General features: G+C 61.5%; 20 protein-coding genes and 5 pseudogenes. 12 read left to right on the top strand and 13 right to left on the bottom strand.

Annotated elements, in window-relative coordinates:
- The first annotated feature begins 354 nt into the window (after positions 1-354).
- From HJC04_RS06490 to HJC04_RS06465, 6 genes are all read left to right on the top strand, one after another.
- Complete coding sequence (locus tag HJC04_RS06490; protein WP_259668812.1) at positions 355-1,533, top strand: efflux RND transporter periplasmic adaptor subunit; 1,179 nt, start codon at positions 355-357, stop codon at positions 1,531-1,533.
- A gap of 56 nt (positions 1,534-1,589) precedes the next feature.
- Complete coding sequence (locus HJC04_RS06485; RefSeq protein WP_210630887.1) at positions 1,590-2,294, top strand: ABC transporter ATP-binding protein; 705 nt, start codon at positions 1,590-1,592, stop codon at positions 2,292-2,294.
- Complete coding sequence (locus tag HJC04_RS06480; protein ID WP_221145371.1) at positions 2,291-3,430, top strand: ABC transporter permease; 1,140 nt, start codon at positions 2,291-2,293, stop codon at positions 3,428-3,430. The genes HJC04_RS06485 and HJC04_RS06480 overlap by 4 nt, the downstream gene beginning before the upstream one ends.
- A gap of 4 nt (positions 3,431-3,434) precedes the next feature.
- Entirely contained in the window at positions 3,435-4,655 is a 1,221-nt protein-coding gene (locus tag HJC04_RS06475) for an ABC transporter permease (protein ID WP_221145362.1), read from the top strand.
- Between the two features lie 384 nt (positions 4,656-5,039).
- The gene (locus tag HJC04_RS06470; RefSeq protein WP_221145360.1) at positions 5,040-6,530 is read left to right on the top strand and encodes a right-handed parallel beta-helix repeat-containing protein; all 1,491 of its coding nucleotides are present in this window, start codon (positions 5,040-5,042) and stop codon (positions 6,528-6,530) included.
- Positions 6,531-6,916: 386 nt separating this feature from the next.
- Positions 6,917-8,386, top strand: coding sequence for a right-handed parallel beta-helix repeat-containing protein (locus HJC04_RS06465; protein ID WP_221145358.1), 1,470 nt, complete (start codon positions 6,917-6,919; stop codon positions 8,384-8,386).
- Positions 8,387-8,437: 51 nt separating this feature from the next.
- Here HJC04_RS06465 and HJC04_RS31630 read toward each other — a convergent pair.
- The 3 genes and pseudogenes from HJC04_RS31630 to HJC04_RS06455 all read right to left on the bottom strand — a co-directional run bounded on the left by HJC04_RS31630 (position 8,438) and on the right by HJC04_RS06455 (position 11,631).
- Positions 8,438-8,717 (bottom strand): annotated as a pseudogene (locus HJC04_RS31630) (nodulation protein).
- 114 nt (positions 8,718-8,831) lie between these two features.
- A pseudogene (locus HJC04_RS06460) lies at positions 8,832-9,607 on the bottom strand (protocatechuate 3,4-dioxygenase).
- 122 nt (positions 9,608-9,729) lie between these two features.
- Positions 9,730-11,631 carry a potassium transporter Kup gene (locus HJC04_RS06455; protein ID WP_221145356.1) on the bottom strand — a complete coding sequence of 634 codons (1,902 nt, stop codon included), beginning with the start codon at positions 11,629-11,631 and terminating at the stop codon, positions 9,730-9,732.
- A gap of 213 nt (positions 11,632-11,844) precedes the next feature.
- Here HJC04_RS06455 and HJC04_RS06450 point away from each other — a divergent pair.
- Positions 11,845-13,427 (top strand): annotated as a pseudogene (locus HJC04_RS06450) (Na+/H+ antiporter).
- Positions 13,428-13,753: 326 nt separating this feature from the next.
- Here the strand turns inward: HJC04_RS06450 and HJC04_RS06445 are convergent.
- Positions 13,754-13,927 (bottom strand): hypothetical protein, encoded by a 174-nt coding sequence (locus HJC04_RS06445; RefSeq protein ID WP_221122693.1) that lies wholly within the window; start codon positions 13,925-13,927, stop codon positions 13,754-13,756.
- A gap of 133 nt (positions 13,928-14,060) precedes the next feature.
- Here HJC04_RS06445 and HJC04_RS06440 point away from each other — a divergent pair, with 133 nt between their 5' ends.
- Entirely contained in the window at positions 14,061-14,483 is a 423-nt protein-coding gene (locus HJC04_RS06440) for a TIGR02594 family protein (protein ID WP_210630895.1), read from the top strand.
- Between the two features lie 236 nt (positions 14,484-14,719).
- Here the strand turns inward: HJC04_RS06440 and HJC04_RS06435 are convergent, their stop codons facing one another.
- The 3 genes from HJC04_RS06435 to HJC04_RS06425 form a co-directional block, all read right to left on the bottom strand.
- Positions 14,720-15,208, bottom strand: coding sequence for a hypothetical protein (locus HJC04_RS06435; protein ID WP_221145354.1), 489 nt, complete (start codon positions 15,206-15,208; stop codon positions 14,720-14,722).
- Positions 15,209-15,484: 276 nt separating this feature from the next.
- Positions 15,485-16,888, bottom strand: a complete 1,404-nt coding sequence (locus tag HJC04_RS06430; RefSeq protein ID WP_210630896.1) for a pyridoxal-dependent decarboxylase — start codon at positions 16,886-16,888, stop codon at positions 15,485-15,487.
- 165 nt (positions 16,889-17,053) lie between these two features.
- Positions 17,054-17,968 (bottom strand): phytanoyl-CoA dioxygenase family protein, encoded by a 915-nt coding sequence (locus HJC04_RS06425; RefSeq protein ID WP_221145352.1) that lies wholly within the window; start codon positions 17,966-17,968, stop codon positions 17,054-17,056.
- 93 nt (positions 17,969-18,061) lie between these two features.
- Here HJC04_RS06425 and HJC04_RS06420 point away from each other — a divergent pair, with 93 nt between their 5' ends.
- The 3 genes from HJC04_RS06420 to HJC04_RS06415 all read left to right on the top strand — a co-directional run bounded on the left by HJC04_RS06420 (position 18,062) and on the right by HJC04_RS06415 (position 20,216).
- Positions 18,062-18,883 (top strand): AraC family transcriptional regulator, encoded by an 822-nt coding sequence (locus HJC04_RS06420; protein WP_221122696.1) that lies wholly within the window; start codon positions 18,062-18,064, stop codon positions 18,881-18,883.
- Between the two features lie 184 nt (positions 18,884-19,067).
- Positions 19,068-19,397 carry a hypothetical protein gene (locus HJC04_RS31625; RefSeq protein ID WP_311044461.1) on the top strand — a complete coding sequence of 110 codons (330 nt, stop codon included), beginning with the start codon at positions 19,068-19,070 and terminating at the stop codon, positions 19,395-19,397.
- 309 nt (positions 19,398-19,706) lie between these two features.
- Positions 19,707-20,216 (top strand): GNAT family N-acetyltransferase, encoded by a 510-nt coding sequence (locus HJC04_RS06415; protein WP_221123861.1) that lies wholly within the window; start codon positions 19,707-19,709, stop codon positions 20,214-20,216.
- A 140-nt stretch (positions 20,217-20,356) separates the two neighbouring features.
- Here HJC04_RS06415 and dapB read toward each other — a convergent pair whose 3' ends face one another.
- Positions 20,357-21,160, bottom strand: a complete 804-nt coding sequence (gene dapB, locus HJC04_RS06410; RefSeq protein WP_210630899.1) for a 4-hydroxy-tetrahydrodipicolinate reductase — start codon at positions 21,158-21,160, stop codon at positions 20,357-20,359.
- A gap of 144 nt (positions 21,161-21,304) precedes the next feature.
- On the bottom strand, positions 21,305-21,520 hold the full coding sequence (locus HJC04_RS06405) for a hypothetical protein (RefSeq protein ID WP_210630900.1): 216 nt from the start codon (positions 21,518-21,520) through the stop codon (positions 21,305-21,307).
- A gap of 306 nt (positions 21,521-21,826) precedes the next feature.
- On the opposite strand from HJC04_RS06405, the gene HJC04_RS06400 reads away from it, so the two are divergent.
- Positions 21,827-22,300 carry a VOC family protein gene (locus tag HJC04_RS06400; RefSeq protein ID WP_210630901.1) on the top strand — a complete coding sequence of 158 codons (474 nt, stop codon included), beginning with the start codon at positions 21,827-21,829 and terminating at the stop codon, positions 22,298-22,300.
- Between the two features lie 39 nt (positions 22,301-22,339).
- On the opposite strand, the pseudogene HJC04_RS32070 reads toward HJC04_RS06400, so the two are convergent.
- From HJC04_RS32070 to HJC04_RS06390, 4 genes and pseudogenes are all read right to left on the bottom strand, one after another.
- Positions 22,340-22,423: pseudogene (locus HJC04_RS32070) on the bottom strand (GFA family protein); the annotation flags it as partial.
- A 6-nt stretch (positions 22,424-22,429) separates the two neighbouring features.
- Positions 22,430-23,206 carry a phosphodiester glycosidase family protein gene (locus HJC04_RS06395; RefSeq protein ID WP_210630902.1) on the bottom strand — a complete coding sequence of 259 codons (777 nt, stop codon included), beginning with the start codon at positions 23,204-23,206 and terminating at the stop codon, positions 22,430-22,432.
- Between the two features lie 22 nt (positions 23,207-23,228).
- Positions 23,229-23,449: pseudogene (locus HJC04_RS31620) on the bottom strand (4-hydroxybenzoate octaprenyltransferase); the annotation flags it as partial.
- Between the two features lie 367 nt (positions 23,450-23,816).
- A complete protein-coding gene (locus tag HJC04_RS06390; RefSeq protein ID WP_210630903.1) occupies positions 23,817-23,990 on the bottom strand; it encodes a hypothetical protein in 174 nt (57 codons plus the stop codon).
- Between the last annotated feature and the right edge of the window lie 324 nt (positions 23,991-24,314).

Raw genomic sequence — 24,314 nt, 5'->3', positions numbered from 1 at the left:
CCCCGCCACCAGTGTGCTATCAATAATTCGCGCAACGTGTGCACTCAGCCACATGCCCGTCCTTCGAGGTTCCGGCCTATGGTCGACGCATCTTAAGATGAGGGCTGGTCTTTATGCCGCATGGGGAGAGGCGGACCAGTGTGCTGTGTTGCTGAGGTTGTAAGCCACGCTCTGCCTCTGGCAAGCCAAGCGCCGCCCTCTCTCCAACCTCATCCTGGTGCCCCATAGGGGCTTCGAAGAACGAGGGCGGCCACGTCGCCTCTCTTTCCCGACACCGCGTACACAATCACGATCGAGGCATGCCTGAAACATGTTCGAGGTCGCGGTTTTTTCGCCGGCAGCCATTCTGTCGGCATGAACACAACATCGGAACATGAACGAAACCTTGCCGCCAGGATCAGATCGCTGTCGATCGAGCGCGCGGCCTTCGAGACGCAGCCGCCGGAGCGCCGAGTCCGGCGGCGGGGGTTCCCGACGAGGCTGGCCCTTGCGGGGGCAGTGTCGCTGGCGGCGTGTCTTCTTTATCGGCCGAATGCGCTGGAGCGGATCGAGACCGCGCTTGCAAGATTTATGGATGATGACGCAGGTGTATCGGCTGGTGGGGCGGCGTTGCCAGTCGCGGCTGAGAATGCGGCGGTTGACGAAGCCACGCCAACTCCGGGCACCGCCGCACCGAACCGGGGTGCGGGCGCGCCAAGCCGTGAGATCACAGGCTCCGGTTATGTCGTGGCGCCCGACATCGCCACCGTTTTTTCCAAATATGAGGGGCGAATCGTCGCCGTCGAGGTCGAGGCGGGCTATCGGGTAGCGGCCGGCCAGGTGCTCGTGCGGCTTGATGATGCGGGCGCACGCTTCGCCCTCCGGGGCGCTTATATAGCAGGGCGGATGGCGGAACTGGCGCTGGACGCGAGGAATATTGCGCTCGTCCAGGCGCGGTCTTCGCTGGATCGTGCAGAGCGGTTGGTTCAGCGTGACGCCATGTCGGCCGAGGCGCTGGAGGCAGCGCGCACCGCCTTCGCTACGGCCGGGAATGCCGTGGCACAGGCAAGACAGAATCTCGACAAGGCGAAGCTCGATATCGACAGGGCGCGCGAGCAGATGGAGGCGCTGACCGTGCGGGCGCCGATTTCCGGCACCGTGACGCGGCTTGATGCGCATGCCGGCGACACGGTGCTGTCGCGCGAAGATAGCGTGCGGGAGAACGAAAGCCTGCTTGCCATCACCGATACGGCAAGCCTGGTCATCGATGCCGATGTGGCCGAGGCCAATATGGCGCTGCTGCGACCGGGTCTCAAAGGCGAGGCGGTGCTCGACGGCTTCCCCGATAAACCGTTCGCGGTCGAAGTGGCGAAAGTTGCGCCGGTCATTTCCAAGGAAAAGGGCACTGTGACCTTGCGCCTGTCGCCCTCTTCGCCGCCACCGGGCATGCGGCCTGCAATGGCGGCGCGCGTCCGGCTGGTGGTGGGCGAGGAGGCTCATCACCCGTCCTCGTCCTTCGAGGCTCCTCACGGGGGTCCTCAGGATGAGGGCTGATCGGTCGGCCGCGAACATTCGAGCCCATAAGCAGTCAACCACAAAGGAGCAGAACCATGACCTACACCACAGAACCTTATATCGCCCTTGCTGGCGTCAGGAAGTCCTTCCGAATCGGTGCGGAGACGATTTCGATTTTTTCGGGACTCGATCTCTCCATTCCGCGCGGCGATTTCGTCGCGGTCATGGGACCGTCTGGTTCCGGGAAATCGACATTGCTCAACATGCTCGGTGGTATCGACAGCCCGGATGCCGGCGAAATCAGGGTCGGCCGCAGCCATCTCGAGCAGATGGGCGAAGGGGCAAGGGCGGTCTGGCGGGCACATGCCATGGGCATCGTCTTCCAGTTTTACAATCTGCTGCCAATGCTGAATGCGGCGGAGAATATCGAGTTGCCGCTACTGTTGAAGCCGCTCGGCCGCAAGGAGCGGCGGGCTCGCGTCGATACGGCCATGGATCTCGTCGGGCTTGCGGGCCGGCAGCGGCAGTTTCCGTCGAGCATGTCGGGCGGGCAGCAGCAGCGCGTTGGCATTGCCCGCGCCATCGTCACCGATCCCGATCTCATTCTTTGCGATGAGCCGACCGGCGATCTGGATCGCAAATCCGCCGATGATATCCTGGAGATGCTGAGTTTTCTCAATCGCGAGCTTCAGAAGACCATCATCATGGTCACGCATGATCCCGAGGCCGCTTCCTTTGCCCGGCGCACGCTGCGTCTCAACAAGGGCGAATTCGTCAGCGAGGAAAGGGCGGGCCGATGACGTTCCTCCAGCTCATGCGGCGCAATGCCTGGCGCAAGCGGCTGCGCTCCATTTTGCTGATGTTTTCAGTCGGCATCGCCTTCCTGATCTACGGGCTTACGGCGAGCTTCGTCAGCGGCAGCCAAGGCGCGGCCGGCGCCAGCGATAATCTGCTCGGCGTCTTCAACAAGTCCAGCCGCGGGCTGCCGCTGCCGCTTGCTTACCTCAACCGGATCGCGGCTGACGTCGATGTCGCCGCGGTTGCCTATACCGCACGCATGCGGGGCTTCGTCGAGGTCGAAAAGAATGTGGTTGCCGTCAGCGCCGTCGATCCACAGGCGATCGCCGCGGCCAACGGCGACGAGCTCAAACTGACGCCGGAGCTGATCGCGGCATTGGAAGAGGCCGGTGATCGGGTGCTGGTCGGGAGGGCACTGGCGGAAGCCGAGGGCTGGTCGATCGGCCAGCGCATCGGCTTTACCGGGCAGCTTGCCAGGGCTGACGGCAACCGCAATTGGAGCTTCACGATCGCCGGTATTTTTGAGGGTGCGGATGCCAGAACCGATACCTATTTCATGCTCGCCCGCTACGACGCCCTCAATGCCGCTCGTGCGCGCAACAAGGATACGGTTGACGCCTTCGTGGTACGTCCGCGCCCGGGGGTGTCGCCAAGTGTGCTGGCGGCGCGGATCGATGCTCTATTCGCCAATTCGGCGGCGCAGACGAGGACGCAGTCGGAAAAGCAGTTTCTTGAAGCGTTTCTCCGGCAATTCGCTGACATCGGCCTGATCGTCAGCCTCGTCGTGGGTGCGGCCTTCGTCACCATCCTGATGATCGCGGTCAACACTATGCTCTTTGCGGTGAGGGAGCGGCGTTTCGAGATCGGCGTCTTGAAGGTGCTCGGCTTTTCCAGTCCGCGGATCCTCGCGCTCATTCTTGGCGAGACGTTGTTTATTTTTCTTGTCGGCGGCGCGGGCGGACTTGTTCTCGCCAAGCTTGCGACGCTTTCCATCGGACCGGAGTTCGGCCTCGTCTTCGGCGCGAGCGTGCTTGCGAAATCTCTCGCCATCATAGCGGGGCTCGGCCTGCTGACCGGGCTGTTGCCTGCCGTGACCGCCGTGCGCCTGCCCATCGCCAACGCCTTCAGAACGAGATAACCCAATGCCATCAACGCTCAAGCAGACCTTTCTTATGATCAGAGTCAACCTTGGCAGCCTGCCGCGACGGCTGTGGATCTCGTTGTCGATGGTGCTATCGGTCGCCCTTGTCGTGGCGGTGCTCTCAGGTTTCCTGGCGATGGCGCGTGGCTTCGAGGCCGTCCTCGCCAGCGCCGGCTCGCCTGATATCGCCGTTATTCTCGGCGGCGGCACCAACCAGGAGACTGGTTCCGAGGTGCCGGCCGAGGCGATCCGCAGTCTTGCGGCCATGAGCGCCGACACCGGGATCGCCCGCGACGGCGCAGGCGGGCTGGCATTGTCGCGTGAAACCGTCGTTCCCGTCGATGTGAGACAAGGCGAAGGCGTCGAGCAGACGCTGTCGCTTAGAGGCATGGATCCGGCAGGCCCGGGTCTGCGTGAACGCGCGCGGCTTTCGCGGGGGCGGCTGTTTTCGCCAGGAGCGCGCGAGATCGTCGTCGGCGCCCGCGTCGCCGACGCCTTTCCCGGGTTCGCGGTCGGCGAGACGATCCGGCTGGGCGCACTCGATTGGAGGATCATCGGGCATTTCACTTCGGGCGGCAGCGCCTTTGAATCGGAGATCTGGGCGGATCTGGAGGCGGTGCAATCGGCTTTCGACCGACAGGGGCAGGTGCAGAGCCTGCGTGTGCGGCTCGACGGCGGAGGCGATCCCGCAAGAGCACTGGCGGCGTTGCGTGACCGCCTGCCGGCTTTGCCCGGCATGCCGCTCATGGCGGTTTCCGAGGCTGATCTTTACGCCGGCCAGGCCGAGCGCACCGAAAGCCTGATCCGCCTGTTCGGCTGGCCGATCGCGCTACTGATGGCGATTGGTGCGGCGGCGGGCGCCTTGAATACGATGATGAGTTCGGTTTCCGACCGCAGCGTCGAAACCGCGACGCTACGCCTCCTCGGCTTTGCCCGCCTGCCGGCCTTCGCCGCTACCTGGGTGGAGGCGGTGCTCCTGTCGGTGGCCGGCGCCGGCCTCGGTGTCTTCGCCTCCAAGCTCGGTTTCGACGGTTGGCAGGCAAGCACGATGGGCGCCAACAATACCAGGATGGCCTTTCAGCTCGACGTCACGCTGGACGTGGTCTTCACCGCCGGCCTGCTGGGCCTTGCCATCGGCATCCTCGGCGGCGCCCTGCCGGCGATCGCCGCCGCCCGGCTGCCGCTGACTTCGGCTTTGCAGGCGAGGGGGGAATGGCGCTGAGATGATCACCCACACCTGATTCGAGACGGCCCCTCGGGCGTTCTCACCATTGGGCTAATCGGCATGCGTGGCGCTTTGGCTTGAGCGTAAGCGAGAGCAGAATCACTACGGTGCAGCCTGAAGGAGTATACCTCCCGCCCCCGTTCCTTGATTTATTCGCCTTCAAGTCGCTGTTTTCTCGACTCTAGTTGCAGCTTTTCAGCGCCTTATCAGACCCGGCGCCATTGCCTGTGGAGTAGAGCCCGTAAACCGGTCCGCTGCCGCAATGACAACATCTTCTCGCCTTCTTGCCGTGGACGGTTGCCCCCGCCGCAGGCGATTGGCCGATCCCGGCAGGTCTCAGTGGCGACATAGCGATCCGACGAACAGGGCAACATTGGCGATATGACAATCTACTATGTGAACTCAGCAACTGGCTCCGACCGTAACGGTGGGACGAACCAGAACTCGGCTTTTGCGACTTTGTCCAAAGTGGAATCCTTAGCGCTGAAACCAGGCGACAGCGTGCTCCTTGCCAAAGGGAGCGTATTCAACGAACAGTTTGATATCAAATATTCAGGCAGCGAGAGCGCGCCGATCAAAATCGGCAGTTACGGAACGGGGGCGGCACCCGTCATCCATAGCGGCGGTGACGGCATTCATAGCCTTTATGCGTCGAACATTGTTATCGAGAACCTTAAAATAACAAATAGCGGTGGTTCGGCCATCTCTGGCGGCAGCGTTTCGAACTGGACGGTTCGCCATGTCGAAGTCGACAAGGCGGGATTGTCGCGCGAAGTAGGTTCCGTGAATTTCCGCAATAGCAGGGACATCACGGTCGAGAACAGCAAGATCTCGGCCGGGAAGGGCGACGGCTTCTGGATCGAAAAAGTCGAGGGCGTCAAGCTTCTCAACAATACCGTGACGAACAGCCACGGTGCCACGGCCGATGCCGTCCAGGTGAACGACAGCAGCAACATCGTGATCCGGGGCAATCATCTCGACCAGACGCATGCAGATAGCCCGAAAGGCGTCATCGTGCTCATCAGACCGGTGAACGCGGTGGTTGAGGACAATACTCTGAGCGGCGGCGGCTTCGGCATCAGCGCGCAAGCGGGCAAGAACGTCGCCATCCACGACAATGATATATCGGGATTTCACGGTTACGACTGGTCCTTCGCCATCGGTCTCGGTGATCAGGGCAACACGCGGGATTATGATATATCGGGAAATCACATCCATGACGGCGCATGGGGCGTGGTCATTACCGATCCCGCCGACAGCGCCAGCTATGTCCGCACGAATATCAAAGTCCATGACAATGTCTTCGACGACCTCACGCAGGCGGCGCTGAAGGTCGACAGGCCAGCGTCCGGCTCCTTTTACAACAATACGATCGAGAGCGGCGTAGAGGCGACCAGCATATCGCCAGCCATCGCCGACGCGCACACCTTTTCCGTCAGCAACAACCATACGGTCACCAGTGTCGAGACGGTGCTGGCGAGTTCTGATGCCAGGTCCGCCGCAATGACGGATGCGAACGTGGATCCGGCGGTCGTCGCCGTCCATGACAATTTGAAGATCATCACCGATACCGGCGATGCCCATCACGGTAATCTCCTCAAAAACGACAGCTCGGACAACGGGACCCTGGCGCTCCGCCGCTTCGGTGACCAAAGCGTCGGCAAGCACGGTCTGACGCTGACCGGTGAATACGGCGTCATCCACGTGGACCGGGAGGGCAATTATGCCTATACGCTTGATGAGACGAAGCTCCCCGACCACGGCGGACACGTCAGCGAATCCTTCAGCTACGGGATCAATGACGGGACCTCGCATCACAGCGACGGGGATACGCTGACCGTCTTCGTCCATCTGGATGGTTTGCTGAGCTGATGTAAGGTGGCGGGCTGATCGCCCGTTCCTCGTCCTTCGACGCTTCGCACCTGATCTCAAGGTGCCCTAAGGCCTCGAAGGACGAGGGCGGCGGTTCGAATGAGGGCTGATCCACGCGGTAACCTCGCCCCTACCTCCGTGACAGCACGGCAGGTTACCGTTCATTCACCTTTTAGTCGCTGTTCTCTAGATTATTTTCTCGAAGGTTGTATTCTCCCAGGCGCAGCCTCCGCAAGGCGCCTCTCCGGAGCAAGGCAGGCCAGTCCCTGTCGACGCCGTAACGGCAATCGAAGGCCGTGTTGATATGGCCTTCAGTCCCTACCGCATCCGATCCACTCGTTGCAGCTGAGCCAGACGGTTGCGCGACAATGCGAGAACAAGGCGATATGACAATCTATTATGTGGATTCAGCGACGGGCTCCAACGCCAATGCCGGAACCAGTGCAGACGCGCCTTTTGCGTCGTTCTGGGCAGTGGAAAACCTGAAGCTGCAGCCGGGCGATAGCGTGCTGCTTGCGGCCGGCACCGTCTATAACGATCAGCTCGACCTGAAATATTCCGGCACCGTCGATGCCCCGATCACCATCGGCAGCTATGGGGTCGGCGACGCGCCTGTCATTCACAGCCCCAATGATGCCATTCACAGTCTCTATACGTCGAACATCGTCATCGAGAATATCAAGATCTCAGACACCGGCGGCGCAGCCATCTATGGTGGTTATGTCTCAAATTGGACCGTTCGTAATGTCGAGGTCGATCACACCGGATTGTCGAAATCCGGGTCCATCACCTTCCGGACCGGCTCCAACATCACCATCGAAAACAGTACGATCAATGACGTCAACGGCGACGGCATTTGGATTGAGAAGATCAACGGGGTCACTCTCCTCAACAACACCGTCACGAACGCCCACGGCACTGCGGCGGATGCCGTCCAGCTAAACGACAGCAGCAACATCGTCATCACCGGCAATTATCTCGATCAGACCGGTGCGGTGACGCCGAAGGGAGTACTGACGCTCATCCGGCCTGTGGACGCGGTGATCGAGGGGAACACCATCCTTGGCGGCAGCTTCGGGATCAGCGCGCAGGCCGGCACGGATATTGCTATCCATGACAACGATATATCCGGCTATGGCGGCTACAGCTGGTCTTACGCCATCGGTCTTGGCGATACGGGCGATACGCGCAACTACGATATATCAGGCAACTATATCCATGACGGCGTCTGGGGCGTGTCGGTCAGCTCCGCCGGCACGACGACCTATGTTCGCGAGGGCATCGATATTTACGGCAATCTCTTCGATGACCTGACCCAGGCAGCATTGAAGGTCGACCGGCCGGCATCCGGATCCTTCCATGACAATTTCATCGCGAGTGATGTCACGCCATATAGCATCTCCCCCTCGATCATCGCCGCAGGCACGTTTCCCGTCAGCGATAACACGATCATCGAAGAAGGTCCTACCACGCTTGCAAGCGCCGACAGCCTCGCCGCCGCGGATGCGAGCGTCAGCCTCGTATCGGACACCGGGGTCACATCCCACAATGACCTGAAACTTGCTGCCGACAAGATTGCTGCGGATAAGGTCGGCGCCCATCACGACAATCCCATCTGGGAAAACGGTGTATCGGATGAAACCCTGCTGCTTCGTCACTTCGGCAAGGCGGCTGTCGAAAAGCACGGGTTGACACTCGGCAACGGCGATCACGGCGTCACCATCGAAGCCGCTGATCTTGCTGGCCCGGAAAACGGCAGCGAAATTTCGCACCATGAGATCACGCCTCAGCCGTTGCATCATTCAGAAGCGGACCCGGTGATCGCCGCTATCCTTCATCACGGCGTGCTGCACTGAGGATAGCCGGACGCACGCCGCTACGGCGAGAAGCCGTGGCGGCAGGGACCATCAGAGGTCGCCGAGCAGCGTTCGCAAGACGTCGGCTTCTATTTCCGCGCAGATGATCTCGTATTCAGCGACGATCGCAGAATCGGCCGACAATCCTTGCGCATGCTGTCGAGGACGGAGCAGGCTTCGCCATAGGCGCCGCACAGCTCATAGAGATGGGGTTGGCCCGCTGCGGCGGCTCTGATCGTCGCCCGCGTGGCAGGCAGCCTCAGCATCAATCTCGCCAGCCCCTCCCGGTGGTATGCTTGGCTATATGGGCGATGCTTCCTTCTCTGACGATGCCACCATCCCTCGCGGTCTGTGTTCTGCCGTCGAGGGGAAATACGCAGAAATGCTGCCGTTGGTTTAATGATGCGTGTGGAAAGGGCTCACCCGTCGCTCCGCTGCTATCGGCTCAGGAAGAGAGGCCGATCGTAATCGTGGCGGAAAGCACGCCGCCACCCAGCTTTTCAAAATCGAAGATGTGATCGGTGGCATCCTGCGGAACGAGGCCGTTGTCGTCGTTGCGCGTATCGCGGCGGGGGCGTCCACGATAATCGGGATGCTCACCATAGATGATGTCGCTCAAGGCATCGTCGAAATAGACCTGGCTGACGAGAAGCTCCTTGCCATCCACGAGGATGCGGCAATGAACATGCTGCGTGCGGCCACTATACCATCCCGGATAGGCGGTCAGAAAACTTGCCTGGCCGGTCATGTCAGTCAGCTGGCGACCGCGAAAGGCGAGCCCGCTTATCGCCTCGGCATCACCAAGCGTACACATCTTCGCAGCCTCTCGGCCGGAATAGATACCACGGTGATCGGTATGCCAGATTTCGATATCGGCGTTTTCGACCGGCAGGCAATCGGCTGCATGGACGATGCGGAGGGCCAGCCGCAACGGTAGTCCGGCTTCTCCTTCCGAGATGTCCTGGCGGGCCGGGACGTCGTTGACATGGCAGGGACCAAGGGTCTGGGCGATGGTCACGAGGCAATCGGGCGAGTGCGGAAGAGCGGCGCGGGCAGCTTTTCCAAGGCGACAGACTTGGTGCCGCCACTCAGGAAATCGGTGCCCTTCCAGGCGAATGTCCTGGCTGCCGCCACGACATGTCGCCGCGGCCAGATTGCCGCAGCAACGACCGACGATGCGGCAATCGCGGCGCCGCCAAGTACAAGAGTCCGCCTCTTCATATGCTCTCCTTTGTCTCGGGACTTGGCGTGTAAGGGGGATAGGCCGGGACTTCCAATTAAATCCCGGCAATGATCGACGGTGACGAGGCTGCCGCCGCGAAGCAGGGCGAGGCCATCAGACTTTATATGGCAACCTGTTCGCCAAGCTCGACGACGCGGTTGGACGGCAGGTTGAAATAGTCGGAGGGGTCGATGGCAAAGCCTTCCAGAGCCATGAATATGCGTTCCTGCCAGCCGGGCAGGCCGGTGTTCGGCGTCCTGACGAGGTTGCGGCGACCGAGATAGAAGGACGTTTTCATGATCTCGAACTTGAAGCCTCCCTCCCGGCAGAGAGCCAGCGCCCTGGTGACATCGGGCTCGTCCATGAAGCCGAAGGTGATATCGAGACGCACGAAACGCGGCGACAGCTGGCTGATTTTGGTGCGCCTGCTGTCGGGAACGTAAGGTTCATCCTCGGTCCAGACCGTCAGGATGACGTTCTGCTCGTGAAGCACGTGGTTATGCTTGAGATTGTGGAGCAGGACATTCGGCGTCCTGTCGGGGAGGCTCGTCAGGAAGACCGCCGTTCCCGGAACCGTAACCGGCGAATGATCGGACTTTCGCTCGATCGAGCGGATGAAGGAATCGAGCGGGATCTCGTTGTTCGCGCGCAGCCGCTTCAGATAGGCCTGCCCGCGTGTCCATGTCCACATCAGCATCATAATCACCAGTGCCAGGGCGACAGGAACCCAACCACCATCGTAGATCTTCAGCAGATTGGCCGCCAGGAAAACGACTTCGATGACCAAGAGCGGCAGCAGCACGCCGGCGGCGAGCACGAGAGAATAACCCCAGACGGCGCGGAGAAACTGGAAGGCCAGCATGGTTGTGATCACCATGGCCCCAGTCACCGAGATGCCGTAGGCCGTCGCCAGGGATTCCGAGTCGCCGAAGGAAAAAATCAGCATCAGCACGCCGATCAGCAGGAGAAGATTGACGCTCGGCACGTAAATCTGGCCGGTGTTGGTCTCCGAGGTGAACTTGATCCGCAGCCTTGGCAGAAAGCCGAGGTGAACCGCCTGGCGGGCCAACGAAAATGCGCCGGTGATCACGGCCTGGCTCGCGATGATTGTAGCGAGTGTCGCCAGGAGAACCACCGGCAGCAAGGCCCAGTCGGGATACATCAGAAAGAACGGATCGGCGATCGCAGCAGGTTGGCTGAGGACGAGAGCGCCCTGGCCGAGATAATTCAGCAGTAATGCCGGAAAGACGAGCACGAACCACGCCGTGTGAATCGGCCGCCGCCCGAAATGCCCGAGATCGGCATACAGCGCTTCGGCACCCGTCACCGTCAGAAAAACGGCGCCGAGCACAATGAGGCCGACGGTGCCGGCATGGGCGAGGAACGAGACTGCGTTGATGGGATTGATCGCGGCGAGAATTCTCCAGTCGTCGCCGATATGGATGACGCCGCCTGCCGCCATGGTAAGGAACCACAATACCGTTATCGGCCCGAAAAACATTGAAACAGCGGCGGTTCCGCGCGACTGCGCGGCAAACAGAGCGATCATGATTGCTGCCGACAGTGGCGGAACATACTCGGCAAAGGTCGGCGTGACCAGCTTCAGGCCTTCGAGCGCTGACATGACCGAGAGGGCAGGCGTGATCATCGCATCGCCGATGAAGAGGGCTGCTCCGATCAGGCCCGCGAAGAACAGCACGGGCACGTTTCGTCCCATCTTTTTCATCAGGAGGGCAAGAAGCGAGAGGGTGCCACCTTCGCCGTCATTGTCCGCCCTGAGAAGGAACAGAACATATTTGAAGGTCACGATCACGGTTAGCGTCCAGACCATCAGCGAAATGAGACCAATTACCTCGAACTCGTGAACGCCATCGGCCGTGAACGGTCTGAGCGCCTCGCGAAAGGCGTAAAGCGGGCTGGTGCCGATATCACCATAGACGACGCCGACGGCGCCAACGACCAATCCGACAAAGCCGGTTCGGCTGACGGCATCACCGGTTTTGTCTGCATGTGTTGAAGTCATGTTTCCCCGCTCACGCCGCTTGCCTGCATGCAGAAACATATGCCGCATTGAAGAAGGGCAAGTAAATTCGTACCGATGCAAACTTTTCGTGACGGCCAAGCGCAATTGTTGGCTGATATGGAAAACCGTGACAAGCGCGGGATGGGTAGATTTCGATCCGAGAGATTATGTTGTAGGCATTCGACGTCAGTTTCCAAGCCGGGGGCAGGGCAGATGGAACCAACTCAATTGTTCGAGCTTGTCATCGGGATGTTCCTTGCGATCATCGCGCTGCAATATGCCGCCCATAGGCTCGCACTGCCGCCATCCGTCGCACTGCTGGCCGGTGGTGCGTTGCTTGCCTTCGTGCCGGGGCTGCCGGCAATCACCGTCGATCCCGAGTTGGTGCTCGTCATCTTTCTGCCGCCGCTCCTGATGGACGGCGCCTGGTCGATCCCCCTGGCGCGCCTACGGCGCCACATGATCGGCATCGCCTCCCTAGCCGTCGGTGCCGTGTTGTTCACCTGCGCGGTCGTGGCCGTGACTGCGCATCTTCTTTTTCCAGCACTTCCCTGGGCTGCCTGCGCGGCCTTCGGCGCGATCGTTTCGCCGCCGGACGCAGTGTCAGCCCGCGCGGTGCTGGAGCATGTCAGGCTGCCGCGGCGACTTCAAATTCTGTTGGAAGGCGAGAGTTTGCTCAACGACGCGAGCGGTCTGGTTCTCTTCCGTTTTGCCGTTGCCGCCGCCGCAACAGGAACTTTCAGCGTGATGGAAGCGGCCGGCAACTTCTTTGTGCTGGCGCTTGGCGGCGCCGTCGTCGGTTTCGTTATCGGAACGACATGGGTCAAACTTGTCCGGCGTCTCGGCGACGAGTATCTCATCATCGCCGCCACCGTGCTGCTCGCCTGGATTTCCTATCTGCTCGGCGAGTTGCTGCATGTTTCCGGCGTCATCGCCACCGTGACCACAGGGTTGATCGCATCCTGGCACCAGCACACCGTCTTTTCAGCCGCAACGCGGATGCGCGGCACGTCCTTCTGGACCGTGATGATCTTCCTGATGGAAGCTTCTGTTTTCACATTGATCGGGCTGTCTCTTCGGGACGTGGTCGAACGCGGCGGCGGCTTCGCCACCGTGCTCGCGACCATGGGTCTGCCGATGCTCGCGATCCTCTTTGCGCTGGTGATCGCGCGTTTTGCCTGGGTTTTCGCCTCCGATTTCGTCATCCGGTTCTGTGCTGTCCTCGGCTTCGAACGCGCCCGACCGCTGGGCGCCGGCGGCGCCGCCGTCCTCAGTTGGGCGGGCATACGTGGGTGGTGACGCTCGCCTTGGCACTCAGCCTGCCCGAAGATTTCCCGGGCCGCGACCTCATCCTCGTAACGTCGTTCGCCGTTATTCTCGGAACCGTACTTGTGCAGGGCACGACGTTGGGGCGGGTGATTGCTTGGGCGCGGCTGGCGGGCCCCGAGTTGGAACGGGCGCGCCTTACCATGAGTGAGGCCGAAGCCGCCATGGCGCAGGCGCAGCTCGGGACGGTACAAAACCTGGCGTATGATGCAGAGGGGACTCTCATCCATCCTCAATTGCTGGAGCGATACCAGCGAAGGGCCACAGCGATCGTCGACTACGCCGCGAGAACGGAGCACTACGTGCCGGTTCTCCACGCTCACTTCGATGTCGTTCTCGAGGCTGTTGCAACGGGACGCCGGGAACTCATCCGACTCCACCGCGCCGGCGATATCGATGACGAAACGTTACGCGAGCTGGAGCGGGATCTCGATCTCGAGGAACTGAGTGCGATCTCGGCCAAGGCCTGATTTCGCAGCCCAACCGGAATCGACAATCCATCTTTCAAACCTCGTCGGCAAGCTCTCACAGCCCTCTTTCCGCGTCGATATCCTCAAACAAGGCTGCTTGGTACTCGCGGTTCAACGCTGCTCGGCACGTCGCACGGAGCTCGCGCGACCGTCATTGCCCGCCGGATCGGTTGTTCGTCAGCAAGGGGCCGAGGCAGTCCGATCCGGTTGGCGCAGTCAGGTGGGAGCTTAGCGCGAGGAGAATGTATTGCCCTTTGGGTCCAAGTATTCGTCGCGCCGCTGGGAATATATCTCGTTGAGTGGCCAAGCCGAGCTATGCAATGGTGTTAGGCTGCGGTAGGTATGATGATCGGGCCTTGGTGGGGGCTGGCCGGCTCATTAGGGGCGAAGGCGGCTTTCATCGCGACACTCTCCTTCTTCTGGTGTGCAATCAGCGCATTTCCGATCGTCGGACTGTCTGCTTTCAAGCCATGTCGTTCGCCCTCTTCCTCGTTGATCATTGGGTATTTTCGTGGAAATACGCGGCTAAATTGATTCTAATTGCTGCCATTATTTGAACATACGTTTCCGCCTGCGATTTTTTCTTCGCCACATTTCGGATGTTCCAAATTATCCAGACAATGGTGAGAAGCAATGAGAATTATTCTCGTCATAGCCCTCACGGTTTTTGCCGTACCGTGTGAGGCCGACATGCTGGTCACGGCTTCGAAATACGATCGCATGCATGAACGCTCCATTTCTTTTCTCGGCATCAATCCCCGGAGAACATCGTGGTGCGGAGCTTTCCTCGCCTTCGTCGCCAAACGATCGTCTCGCCAGCCTCCGGCCAATCCCAACATGGCGGTATCCTGGAAAAGCTTTGGCAAGCCGGTCTTCTTCCGCTCGGCGAAGCGGGGAGACGTCGTTGTCATCCGAAGCGGCAGGCGGTTCCATGTCAGCCTGTTCGATCATTTCGATCAGCGACGCCAATACGTCTACCTCTTTGGAGGCAATCAATCCAACCGGGTCCAGCTGTCGCGCTACCGCGCCAGCTCGGTCGTCGCCGTTCGGCGATGAAGCCGGAATTATGCCTTTCTGCTAGTTCCAGTAAATCCAATAGCTTCGTGGTGGCGGGCCTCGTCCTTCGAGGCCCCTGCGGGGGCGCCTCAGGAGGAGGGCGGAGAGAGGGCGGCCTTGGTTCGTTGTCAGCCTCGGCGGCGCTTGGCCCGACGGTCAGCCCCCGTCCTGAGGTGCGGAGGCTTGAGCCTCGAACGATGAGGGGCGGCTTATCATCGGACTCACCACACAGACCGTCAATCAACCCCGTCCAACACACATATCACGTCGTCGGCGGGAATGGCCGCCAGCCTTTCGCGCTTGACGTCGAACCGCCAGGCTTTGACCACATTCTCGGATCGATAGGAGCCATCCGGTTGCTCCACCATCCTGCCGAGCGCAAAGACGGCGACGTCGGGAAACCGGCTGGATGAGCAATAGGCCGGCTGCAGAAGCTCGTGGCGGGGCGACGGCTTTGAGATCGTCACCTGGTCGATCACGGTCCAGACGGGAAGGGTTCCATTCCTGCCGGTCTGGCGTTGAAGCACCAGCGACAGCTTTGCGCCGCATTTGAGCTCGGCTGCCGCATAGGCCGAGCCCTCGGCTGTTCCCGACAGAGCAGTTCCGCTGACCTCAGCGCAGTCCTTCGCCGGAGGAGGCGTGGATTTGCCACGTGCCTCGCTGGCATGGGAGGCGGCCGGCACCAGAGCGAGAAGAGCGGCAATCGCAGGGAGATATTGAGACATGGGAGGCCGTTGAGAACATGTGGCGAGGGAGGGGTGCTGGCTGAATCCTTAGTCCTGCACAGAGGACGGTAGCTTTGCTCGGAGATGAGTCAATAGCCGATCCGCTACGGTGTGCGGAACTTCGGCAGCGCCGGCGCGTGGACGCCCTCGTCCCGTGTTGTTGCGGTGCGCAGGCCAGAGGCCGGAGCCTCGAAGGAGGGGGGCGGGTGGCTGGGCACTTGGCAGCGCACGCAATATGCAATGGCGACTCTGACGCAATGTTAATTAGCACTGGCGTCAGCCGCAGCTGACGCTCCGGAAGGCAGCGATGATGCTGTCGGCGGCCAGCCGGGCTTCGTCCGCGGTCGTCTGGAAATTGGTGACGGAGAGGCGCAGGACGTCGTGGCCGCGCCATTTGGCGCCGCCGGCAAAGAGGGTGGCGTCGTCGCGGATCTTTGCGATGGTCTTGCGGGTGATGGCGTCGCTTTCATCGTCCGGGCGGTCGGCGGCGAAGCGGAGGATGAGCTGGTTCAGCGTGATCTCGTTCAAGATGGTGATGCCTGGTTCGCGCTGGAGGTGCTCGGCCAGCAGGCGGGCGGACGCGCAACATTGGTCGACGAGGGCGGCGATGCCATCGCGGCCGAGATGTTTCAGCATCGCCCAGGTGGCGAAGCCGCGGGCGCGCCGGGAAAGCTCCGGCACGTAATGGGAAGGATCGCGCTCGCCCTCGGCGGCGAGCGGCAGGTAGCTTGCGGCGATCGTCATGGCGCGGCGGTGGGCGAGTTCGTGGCGCACGATGGCATAGCCGCAGTCATAGGGCGTCTGCAGCCATTTGTGGCCGTCGGTTGCCCAGCTGTCGGCCGTCTCGACGCCACGGCTGAGATGGCTGAATTTCTCCGAAGCCTGCGCCCACAGGCCGAAGGCGCCGTCGACATGCACCCAGGCGCCTTTTTCCCGAAGGGCCGGGATCAAGCGGATGAACTCGTCGAAGCCGCCTGTATTGATCTGCCCGGCCTGGAGAATGGCGATGCAGGGGCCGCTGACCGGGGCAAGCGCGTCGCCGAGTGCGGCCGGATCGATCCGTCCCATCGGGTCGGTCGGCAGACGCAGCACGCGGTCATGGCCGAGACCGAGGAATTGAAGCGCCGAGAAGACCGTCGTGTGGGCGTCGTCGCCGATCAGCACGGTGATCTCGGGCGCGCCGAACAGGCCTTTGGCATCCGCATCCCAGCCGGCCTTGCGCAGCACCTCGCCGCGGGCGGCGGCAAGGCAGGTGAAGTTGGCGACCGTGGCTCCCGTGACGAAGCCGACGGAGCTTTCGGCCGGCAGCTTCAGGATGTCGAGAAGCCATCTCGCCGCGATGGTTTCGACGGCGGCCGCGGCCGGGGCGGCGACGTGGTTTCCGGCATTCTGGCCCCAGGCGCTGGTGAGGAAATCGGCCGCGACGCCGACCGGATGAGAGCCGCCGATGACCCAGCCAAAGAAGCGCGGGCCGGTGGTGAAGTGCAGGCCGGGCTCGGCGTCCGCTGCGAGCTGTCTGATGACATCGCCCATCTCGGCGCCAGCGGCCGGCAGCGGCTCGTCGAAGGCGGCGAGCGAGGCGGCGTAATCGTGCCGGGGCACATGGCGTGCCGGCGCGCGCTCACGAAAGCCGGCTGCAAGCCGGGCTGCTTCCTGAAACAAAGATGCGATTGCCGACATGCGGGTTCCCCCTGCACCGACGCCCGCCGCTCCTGGGGACCGCCTCCAAGCAAGCTGTCGGTGCCGGCAAGTCTAGCCGATATCGCAGTGGCTGTCTTGGTTCGCAAAGGATCGATCCCAGGCGGGTTTGGCTTCGGCTGAAGCATTGCGGCGCGGAGCAAAGCCTTACAGCATATCCCCCAGGCTCCAATGGTTGTTCCAGCGGACGTCGATTTCGTCGTCGACATTCTGGTAGCGGATATCGGTAGAGAGGCGGAGCCGCCGGGCGCGGTCCTCGTTGGTGGTGGCGGCGTGAATCATGTAGGGGGAGTGCAGCACGACGTCGCCAGCCTCGTAATCGGCGGCGAGCCAGCGGGTGTTAAAGCGATGGGCCATGTCGGGCAGATCCTTGGAGATCCAGCCGCCCTCGGCCATGTGGCTGTTATAGGCGCTGATCCGCTCTTCCGGCGAGAGATCACCGCTCTTTGCCTGGAATTCGGCCTCCATCCCGCGGCCGAGCGCATGCGAGCCTTCGAGATAGACGAGGCCGCCCATTTCGGCAGGAGTGTCGCCGATCGGGATCCAGGCGGTGACGAGCCGGCTGGTGCCGCCGCGGAGGTAGACGAGGTCGTAATGGGCGGGCGTGGCCACCGCCGTGCCGGGTTGGACATAGCGCATCAGCTTGCGTTTATGGAGATAGGAGATGCCCTGGAGAAAGATGTCCATGAAGTGCGCGAGCCGCGGCTGGGCACAGAAGCCTTCATAGGCAGCCGAGCGGACGATCGACATCAGGCGGCGGTTGGCAAGGTTCCAGTCGACGTCCCCGACGGCAGCGACGCCGAGGGCAAGATCATAGCCCGGCGCCAACAGGCCGGCTTCGGCGAGGTGGGTGAAGACCCAACGACGGAAATCAATCACTTCGGCGCGCGGCAGGAGGCCTTTCAGCCAGACATAACCATGCTCCTCATAGCGGTGGCGGATAGCCTCGGTGCCAATTCCGGGATCGGTCGGCGCGAGTGCGCCGAGCCTTGCAGCGGGGATCGTTTTACCATGGGCGGCGAGGGGCGTTTGCATCTCGGCGGCATTCGCGACAATTGACATTTCATTCACCCCCGCTTTGACTTACCTGCCTTCAGCCTGCGGGCTGCGTGGGCTGGCCGCCATGGAGGAAAGCTGCAGCTGGATTTTTCGCTCATGACACAAGCCGAGGCCATCTATCGATCTCCCCTTGCCGCCGCCGGCGGGCTTGCCGTGGCCGGCAGCGGCAGGCAACATGCGCGCCATGCCGTCAAGGACAGGAAGCTGCCGAGTTTTGCAGCCGTGCTGGTGGAGCGCGGGCAGGGGTTTCTCGAAACCGCTGCAGGCGGGCGCCAGCCCGTGGAGGGGCCGGCGCTCTTCTGGCTGTTTCCGAACCGCCCGCACTCCTATGGGCCTGACGAAGGCGGATGGGATGAGCGCTGGGCGCTGTTTGAAGGTTCGTTCACGCGCGATTTCGTGCGGATGCGGCTGGTTGACGAGCGCCATCCCCTCGTGACTCTGCGCCATATCGAGGAGGTGGTGCGGCTCTTCGCGCAGTTGCATGCTGATCTCATCGACGACAGCCATCTCGGACAGGCCTCGGCGGCATTGGCGCTCCATCGCATCGTCATCACCGCTGCGCGGCAGGCGAGCGCTGCGGCAGGTCGCAAAGGCGAGGGCGCGACTGGCGATCTCGTCGAGACGTTGCGGGGCAGGGCGCTGCAGCCGCTCGACCTTGCCTCGTTTGCCGCCGAGCATGGCATATCTCCCGCGACGCTGCGGCGGAAATTTATCGCCGAAACGGGCATGCCGCCCAAGGACTTCCAGCTTCGGGCGCGTATGGACCAGGCCAAGCAACTGCTCGCCACGTCAGACGAGAAGATCGAAACCGTCGCAGCCATGGTCGGCATCGAAGACCCGTTCTATTTTTCTCGCGTCTTTCGAGAGCGCGAGGGCTGCAGCCCCCGTGAATTCCGGATGCGGTTCAAGCGGGGTTGAGCTGTTGCAGCCATAGGTTCCTCGCCTTTGGCCGGGATGCTGAAGAAATCAAGCAATGCGTGAGGCATTGCGCGATTTTCTCCAATAAAGTTCTATTTCATGCTGTCTATTTTTGAAATTTTCCAGGAATTGCTAAAATCTATTGCCTTCTCTCTAAGTATCCATCAATGATGTGCGAAATATCATTCGCGCTGCTGTCAAGGCCGCTCTGTCGATCAGCGAGGGATGTGCACTGAAATATTTCATTCTCTATGCGCTCGTGTGCTCGGCGGTCGGGATAGTTCTTCTCGTCGTCATCCATCAGATTGCATCGTTTCAGATGGAGAGGCCTGGGGATCAGACGGCCTTCGAACCGGATGATCTGGTCGTGCGGTCGACCCGCGAACCGGCACCGGGGGCGAGCGGCCAGCAACCAACCCAAGGACCATCGGTCCGCACCGATCAATGGGATCTCCGCCCAACCGACGAGCCGACTGTTCGCAAGGGTGGCAGGGTGGGAACTCCGGCGCAGTGATGGTGCTGTCGTTAGGTTTGTTGCATGGGGACGCTTGTCCTTTGGGCACCTTTGACGGACGCCACTTCCCCTCTCTCATCCCTGTCCTCGGGCCTGACCCGAGGACAGGGATGAGGGAATTGGGAGCAGCGTTCGCGCCCGGTTCTCCCAGCCTCGTTGGTGCGGTGCCCTCCAACCTCCCTCATGACGAGGTTCTCTCGAGCCTTGGCGTGCCGCGACGGGACAACAGAAGCCGAACCCGCCGCTTTCCCGATTGCATCCAATGCAGCCGGCTGCGATGACATATCTCCGATATTCCGGGAGGTGGCGATGGATGCAGGCGGCGTGACGATCAGGCTCATAGGTGGAGACGAGGTGGAGGCTTTTCGGCGTATCCGCCTGGAAGCGCTTCGCGCCGATCCGTCTTCCTTTGCCAGCCGCTACGAAGACTGGGAAATCCTGTCTCAGCAGGAGTGGCGCGATCGGCTGAGCGAACCGGTTTTCATCGCCTTTCAGGAAGGCGAACCCGTCGGCATCATGGGCCTGTTTCGGCAGCGGCCGAGCAAGATGGCCCACCGCGCCACGATCGTCATGGTCTATGTCTGCGCCAAGCTTCGCGGAACGGGCCTTGCCGTCAAACTGCTGGAGACGATTTCCGATCACGCGCGCGATATCGGCATCCGTCAATTGGAACTCTTCGTCAGCGCCGAAAACTCGGCGGCGATGCGGTTCTACCAGCGGCAAGGTTTTGCCGAGATCGGCCGTATCCCCGGCGGCGTGCTGGAGGATGGCAGAGAGATCGACGACGTGATGATGGCGCGGCGGCTGGTGGGTGGTTAGGCCGGGGCCGCGCGGCGGGCCATCCGGCCTCTTGACCTCCAGCAGGATTGGGGTTGCAGGATGCCGCCTGAATCGGAGGTTGCCGTGATGAAAATCCTGATGGAGAGTGTGTCGGTGTAGATTTTGATTCAAGAAGGTGCTCAAGCCTCTTCACTCGGTCTATTCGCGCCTTCTGCCGTCAGGCCCAGCACATCCCGCATGCCATATTCGCCGGGTGCGCGCCCTGCGATCCAGCGGGCGGCGGCAAGCGCGCCGCGGGCGAACATGCCGCGATCGAGAGCCGAATGCGACAGCGTCACGACTTCATCGGCGGCGGCGAACAGGACGCTGTGTTCTCCGACGAGCCCGCCGGCGCGCACGACGGCAAAGCCGATCTCGCCGGGCGGTCGCTGGCCGGTGACGCCGTCACGCCCACGCCGCTCGACGGATGCGAGGGAAACGCCGCGGCCCTCAGCGGCTGCTTCGCCGAGCATCAGCGCCGTACCGGATGGTGCATCGATCTTTCTGTTGTGGTGGGCTTCGAGGATTTCGATGTCCCAGCCATGCGCGGGAAGAGCGCGCGCAGCCTGGGCGACGAGGCCGACCAGCATGTTGACGCCAATGGAGAAGTTGCCGGAGCGCAGGATCGGAATCGTTCGGGCGGCGGCTGCGATCCGTTGGATCTCATTCGGCTCGAAACCTGTCGCTCCGATCACCAGGGCCGGCCCGCCTGACGAGGCGCAGAGGCCGGCGAGTTCGGCGGCGGCATTTCCCGTCGTGAAATCCAGGATCACGTCGGCGGCTGCGATTGCGGCCGCACGGTCGATCAGCCCTTCACCGGCGGAGCCGGGACGGCCGATACCGCCGATGACCGCAAAAGCCGGATCGGCCGCGAGCAACGGCAGTATGGTGCGACCCATGCGGCCGTTCGCGCCGGCGACGGCTATTTTGACAGGTGAGCTCACTTGTTTTCCTTGACTGGCATATTTCCGATGGAGCGGCCGCTTGCATCCGGCATTCGCGCCGGAACGGCATTCTGCACCTACCGCACTTGCGCTCCCGGCGCAAAGCAGGGGATTTGTTGCCACCGTCCCTGTGAACGCCTGGCCTTACCAGTTGCCGGGATCGGCCGTGTGATCGATGCTGGCGAATTCATCAGCCTTGTTCCGGTCGAGATTTATCTCCGTGGTCGCCTTCTTCTCGTCGGTGACCGAGTAGCGGTCAGGGACCGGTCCCTTCGAAAGTTCCTGATACAGGAGCAAGGCTGCCTCCTCGGCGGTATCGGCGTCGATCTCGCGGGTGAGGGTAACGGTGAACTTGTGCATTGGCTTCGTACCTTTCAATCGGCGCGCAGACGATGCGCAGCCAGCACAGTCTGACACGCTTTGCGGCCGGACACAGCAAGCGATGGTTCCAGATCTTTATGGATGTCGTGGCGCCGGAGCCGCCGTCAAGCCAGGCATCGATACGCATCCGCGATCTGCGCGTATCGCCTGCGCGGCGATCGCCTTCGCCGGGTGCGTGGATCAAGCCGAACAAGGCCCTCGCCGAAATAAGCTGTATGGGCTGGAGAAAGGCGGTTTCCCTCTTATTTGAACAGGAATTGCAAACCAAGAGGGAAGGACCGCATAATGGCAAAAAACACGATCTGCCTATGGTACAACAAAGACGCCGAGGATGCCGCCCGCTTTTATGCTGCGACTTTTCCCGACAGCGCGGTGGGTGCTGTCACTCGGGCGCCAGGAGATTATCCTGACGGCAAACAGGGAGACGTTTTGGTTGTTGAATTCACCGTCGCGGGTATTCCTTGCATCGGTCTGAACGGCGGCCCTGCATTCAAACACAGTGAAGCCTTCTCGTTTCAAATCGCCACGGAGGATCAGGAAGAAACCGATCGCTACTGGAACGCCATCGTCGGTAATGGCGGCCAGGAAAGCGAGTGTGGCTGGTGCAAGGACAAATGGGGTCTGTCCTGGCAGATCACCCCCCGCGTCCTCTCAGAAGCGCTCTCGGCGGGCGGTGATCAGGCAAAGCGTGCTTTTGACGCGATGATGACGATGAGAAAGATCGATGTCGCGGCGATCGAGGCGGCTCGGCGCGGTTGAGGCGCCATTGCCTGCCCGAGGCCGACAGGTGCCAGCCTGTCAGAACCAGAGATCGCGTACGCAGCGCCCGTCGGAGGGAAGGTCTTTGAATGTGTCCAGCCCGTCGAAATGATCGATGGGGAGATCAGCTTATTCCACAAGTCCGAAAATGGGGCCGTAGCCGCCGTGCCAGGACCAGTCGTTGCGGCCCAATGCCGGATAGTAAAGCCCAACACCTCGTCCGCCATCGAGGAACAAGGCGTCGGCGCATTGCAGCCGGTCCCGGAAGAGCCGTGCGAAATCGTGGAAATTGACCCTGTCTTCACTGATTGCGAAGCGAACCACGCCGTCCGCGCACACGCCGACCCCGCTCCGGCGGGTTCGATCTGTCGATGCGAAGATGAAGATCGGATTCAGCTTTCCCGCGATGACGAGCATCGGGCCGGACTGCGTGGCGAACCGCACTTTTAGGGCACGCGTCAGAAATTCATCGGTCGGAAGTATGCCGGCGCCTGCTTCACCGAGAAAGAACACGCCGCTCGGTTTCTTGTAGAAATTCGGGACCTGACCGGGGGCGCCTCCCGTCTCTGTGGTATTGGCGGGTTTCAATTCCGTGGCGTTTTCGACGTACAGCCCCATCGGCGAAAAATCGGCTCGGTACATTCCGGCATTGACGGCCAGTACCAGCGTTTTCCCCTCGGTGCGAAGGGCTTCGGCAAGGCTCGAAAAAGTGCGGTATGGCGCGCCATCGGCGCCCTTCCAGAACAGGCGCAGGTCGGCCTTTCCTCCTTCCAGCGTGCAGACGACATATTTTGCCGCTTCGAAGGTTTCCGGTTCGCATGGCTCGGCATACGCCTGATGTCCGGACGCCATCGTTGCTGCCAGCATCATGGCCGCGGCGAGCACGCCTTGTTTGAGATCGATCATTCGTATTTCGTCCTCGAACCGCTCACCATGTGCCCGCCAACGCGGTGCCGGCGAGCAGCACGCCGGTCAGGATATTGGCGAGGAACAGGCGAAATTCAGATCCGGGCGGGCAAGGTCTAACCGCCGCGTCTGCCAGAAAAAATGGGCGATCACCAGCATCCCGACCGCAGATGGCGGCGGCATCTCCAACAGCCAGCCCCCGAGCGACCACGCCCCAACCGCCAGAGCATAGAACAGGCCAATCTGCGCCAGCCGCGTGTATGGCCGCCACGCGGCCGGTAACCGGCGATCCCCCCAGTCGCCATGGTGGGATGTCGCCGAGATCCGGGCGGCCGAGAGTCGTCATGTTGTGGCCTGAAATTCCTATCGCAAACTCTGGAATGCCTCAGCTTTTCATCGCATCGGCGGCGACCAGAATAGGAATTTTTGCAAGTACGGCAACGTCTCGCCCCTCCGTGAGACCTCCGTTGCGAGAACGAAAGCTGCGCGGCTTACTCCTTTTCTCTCCGGCGGGGAGAGGCGCCTATCGGGCAGATAAGGGTGAAGAGTATTCGACGGGCGCCTTGAGCATAAGCGAAGGGCACAGACATCCCGAAATTCCGAGACATTCCTACCAGGCGGTGCGGGCGGTCCCGAGTGCTGTCGTGTGAGACGACGTGACGTATGCGACGTACGTCTTGAGCGACACGACGCAGTTTCCGGGATAGCTGAGTTTGTGCAACGTCAAGTGTTTCAGCAACGCATCGGCATTGCGCTTTTCGGTTAGCGGAAATGTCATCGTCATGCGAGTTCTCCAACGAACAGACCGAGCATCGGCAGAAGTAATGGTTAGATTCTTTTGCGTCGCAACAAGAAAGTTTTAATCACAAAATTAAAATCGATTAGCCCTGCGTCGGCGATTTTTAAAATCGTTTGAAATGGCATAGCCTTTCCATGGGAACCTTAGCTGTCCTGGGCGTGAGCGAGAATCCCGGAGTACGGCTCCCCCCGGAAGCAGAGCCGAAACGCTGAAATGATGGAACTGACGGGGCGCAGCAAGGCGACAGGCTTGCTGATCGCTTCGGAGAGGATGGCGGCGGTTTCGGCACCCGCTCACTGGGCGGAGCAG

It is taken from the genome of Rhizobium sp. NLR8a (assembly GCF_019685235.1).
In the GTDB taxonomy this organism is placed as follows: domain Bacteria; phylum Pseudomonadota; class Alphaproteobacteria; order Rhizobiales; family Rhizobiaceae; genus Rhizobium.
This window is presented reverse-complemented; position numbering and strand designations above follow the sequence as displayed.

Excerpts from the sequence above, each read along its gene's own strand:
- HJC04_RS06420 (WP_221122696.1), top strand. The coding sequence starts at position 18,062 with ATGACACAAGCCGAGGCCATCTATCGATCTCCCCTTGCCGCCGCCGGC.
- HJC04_RS06425 (WP_221145352.1), bottom strand. The coding sequence starts at position 17,968 with ATGTCAATTGTCGCGAATGCCGCCGAGATGCAAACGCCCCTCGCCGCC.
- HJC04_RS06445 (WP_221122693.1), bottom strand. The coding sequence starts at position 13,927 with ATGATCAACGAGGAAGAGGGCGAACGACATGGCTTGAAAGCAGACAGT.
- HJC04_RS06485 (WP_210630887.1), top strand. The coding sequence starts at position 1,590 with ATGACCTACACCACAGAACCTTATATCGCCCTTGCTGGCGTCAGGAAG.
- HJC04_RS06400 (WP_210630901.1), top strand. The coding sequence starts at position 21,827 with ATGGCAAAAAACACGATCTGCCTATGGTACAACAAAGACGCCGAGGAT.
- HJC04_RS06430 (WP_210630896.1), bottom strand. The coding sequence starts at position 16,888 with ATGTCGGCAATCGCATCTTTGTTTCAGGAAGCAGCCCGGCTTGCAGCC.
- HJC04_RS06490 (WP_259668812.1), top strand. The coding sequence starts at position 355 with ATGAACACAACATCGGAACATGAACGAAACCTTGCCGCCAGGATCAGA.
- HJC04_RS06415 (WP_221123861.1), top strand. The coding sequence starts at position 19,707 with ATGGATGCAGGCGGCGTGACGATCAGGCTCATAGGTGGAGACGAGGTG.
- HJC04_RS06455 (WP_221145356.1), bottom strand. The coding sequence starts at position 11,631 with ATGACTTCAACACATGCAGACAAAACCGGTGATGCCGTCAGCCGAACC.
- HJC04_RS06395 (WP_210630902.1), bottom strand. The coding sequence starts at position 23,206 with ATGATCGATCTCAAACAAGGCGTGCTCGCCGCGGCCATGATGCTGGCA.
- HJC04_RS06405 (WP_210630900.1), bottom strand. The coding sequence starts at position 21,520 with ATGCACAAGTTCACCGTTACCCTCACCCGCGAGATCGACGCCGATACC.
- HJC04_RS06475 (WP_221145362.1), top strand. The coding sequence starts at position 3,435 with ATGCCATCAACGCTCAAGCAGACCTTTCTTATGATCAGAGTCAACCTT.
- HJC04_RS06435 (WP_221145354.1), bottom strand. The coding sequence starts at position 15,208 with ATGTCTCAATATCTCCCTGCGATTGCCGCTCTTCTCGCTCTGGTGCCG.
- HJC04_RS06390 (WP_210630903.1), bottom strand. The coding sequence starts at position 23,990 with ATGACGATGACATTTCCGCTAACCGAAAAGCGCAATGCCGATGCGTTG.
- HJC04_RS06470 (WP_221145360.1), top strand. The coding sequence starts at position 5,040 with ATGACAATCTACTATGTGAACTCAGCAACTGGCTCCGACCGTAACGGT.
- HJC04_RS06440 (WP_210630895.1), top strand. The coding sequence starts at position 14,061 with ATGAGAATTATTCTCGTCATAGCCCTCACGGTTTTTGCCGTACCGTGT.
- HJC04_RS06465 (WP_221145358.1), top strand. The coding sequence starts at position 6,917 with ATGACAATCTATTATGTGGATTCAGCGACGGGCTCCAACGCCAATGCC.
- HJC04_RS06480 (WP_221145371.1), top strand. The coding sequence starts at position 2,291 with ATGACGTTCCTCCAGCTCATGCGGCGCAATGCCTGGCGCAAGCGGCTG.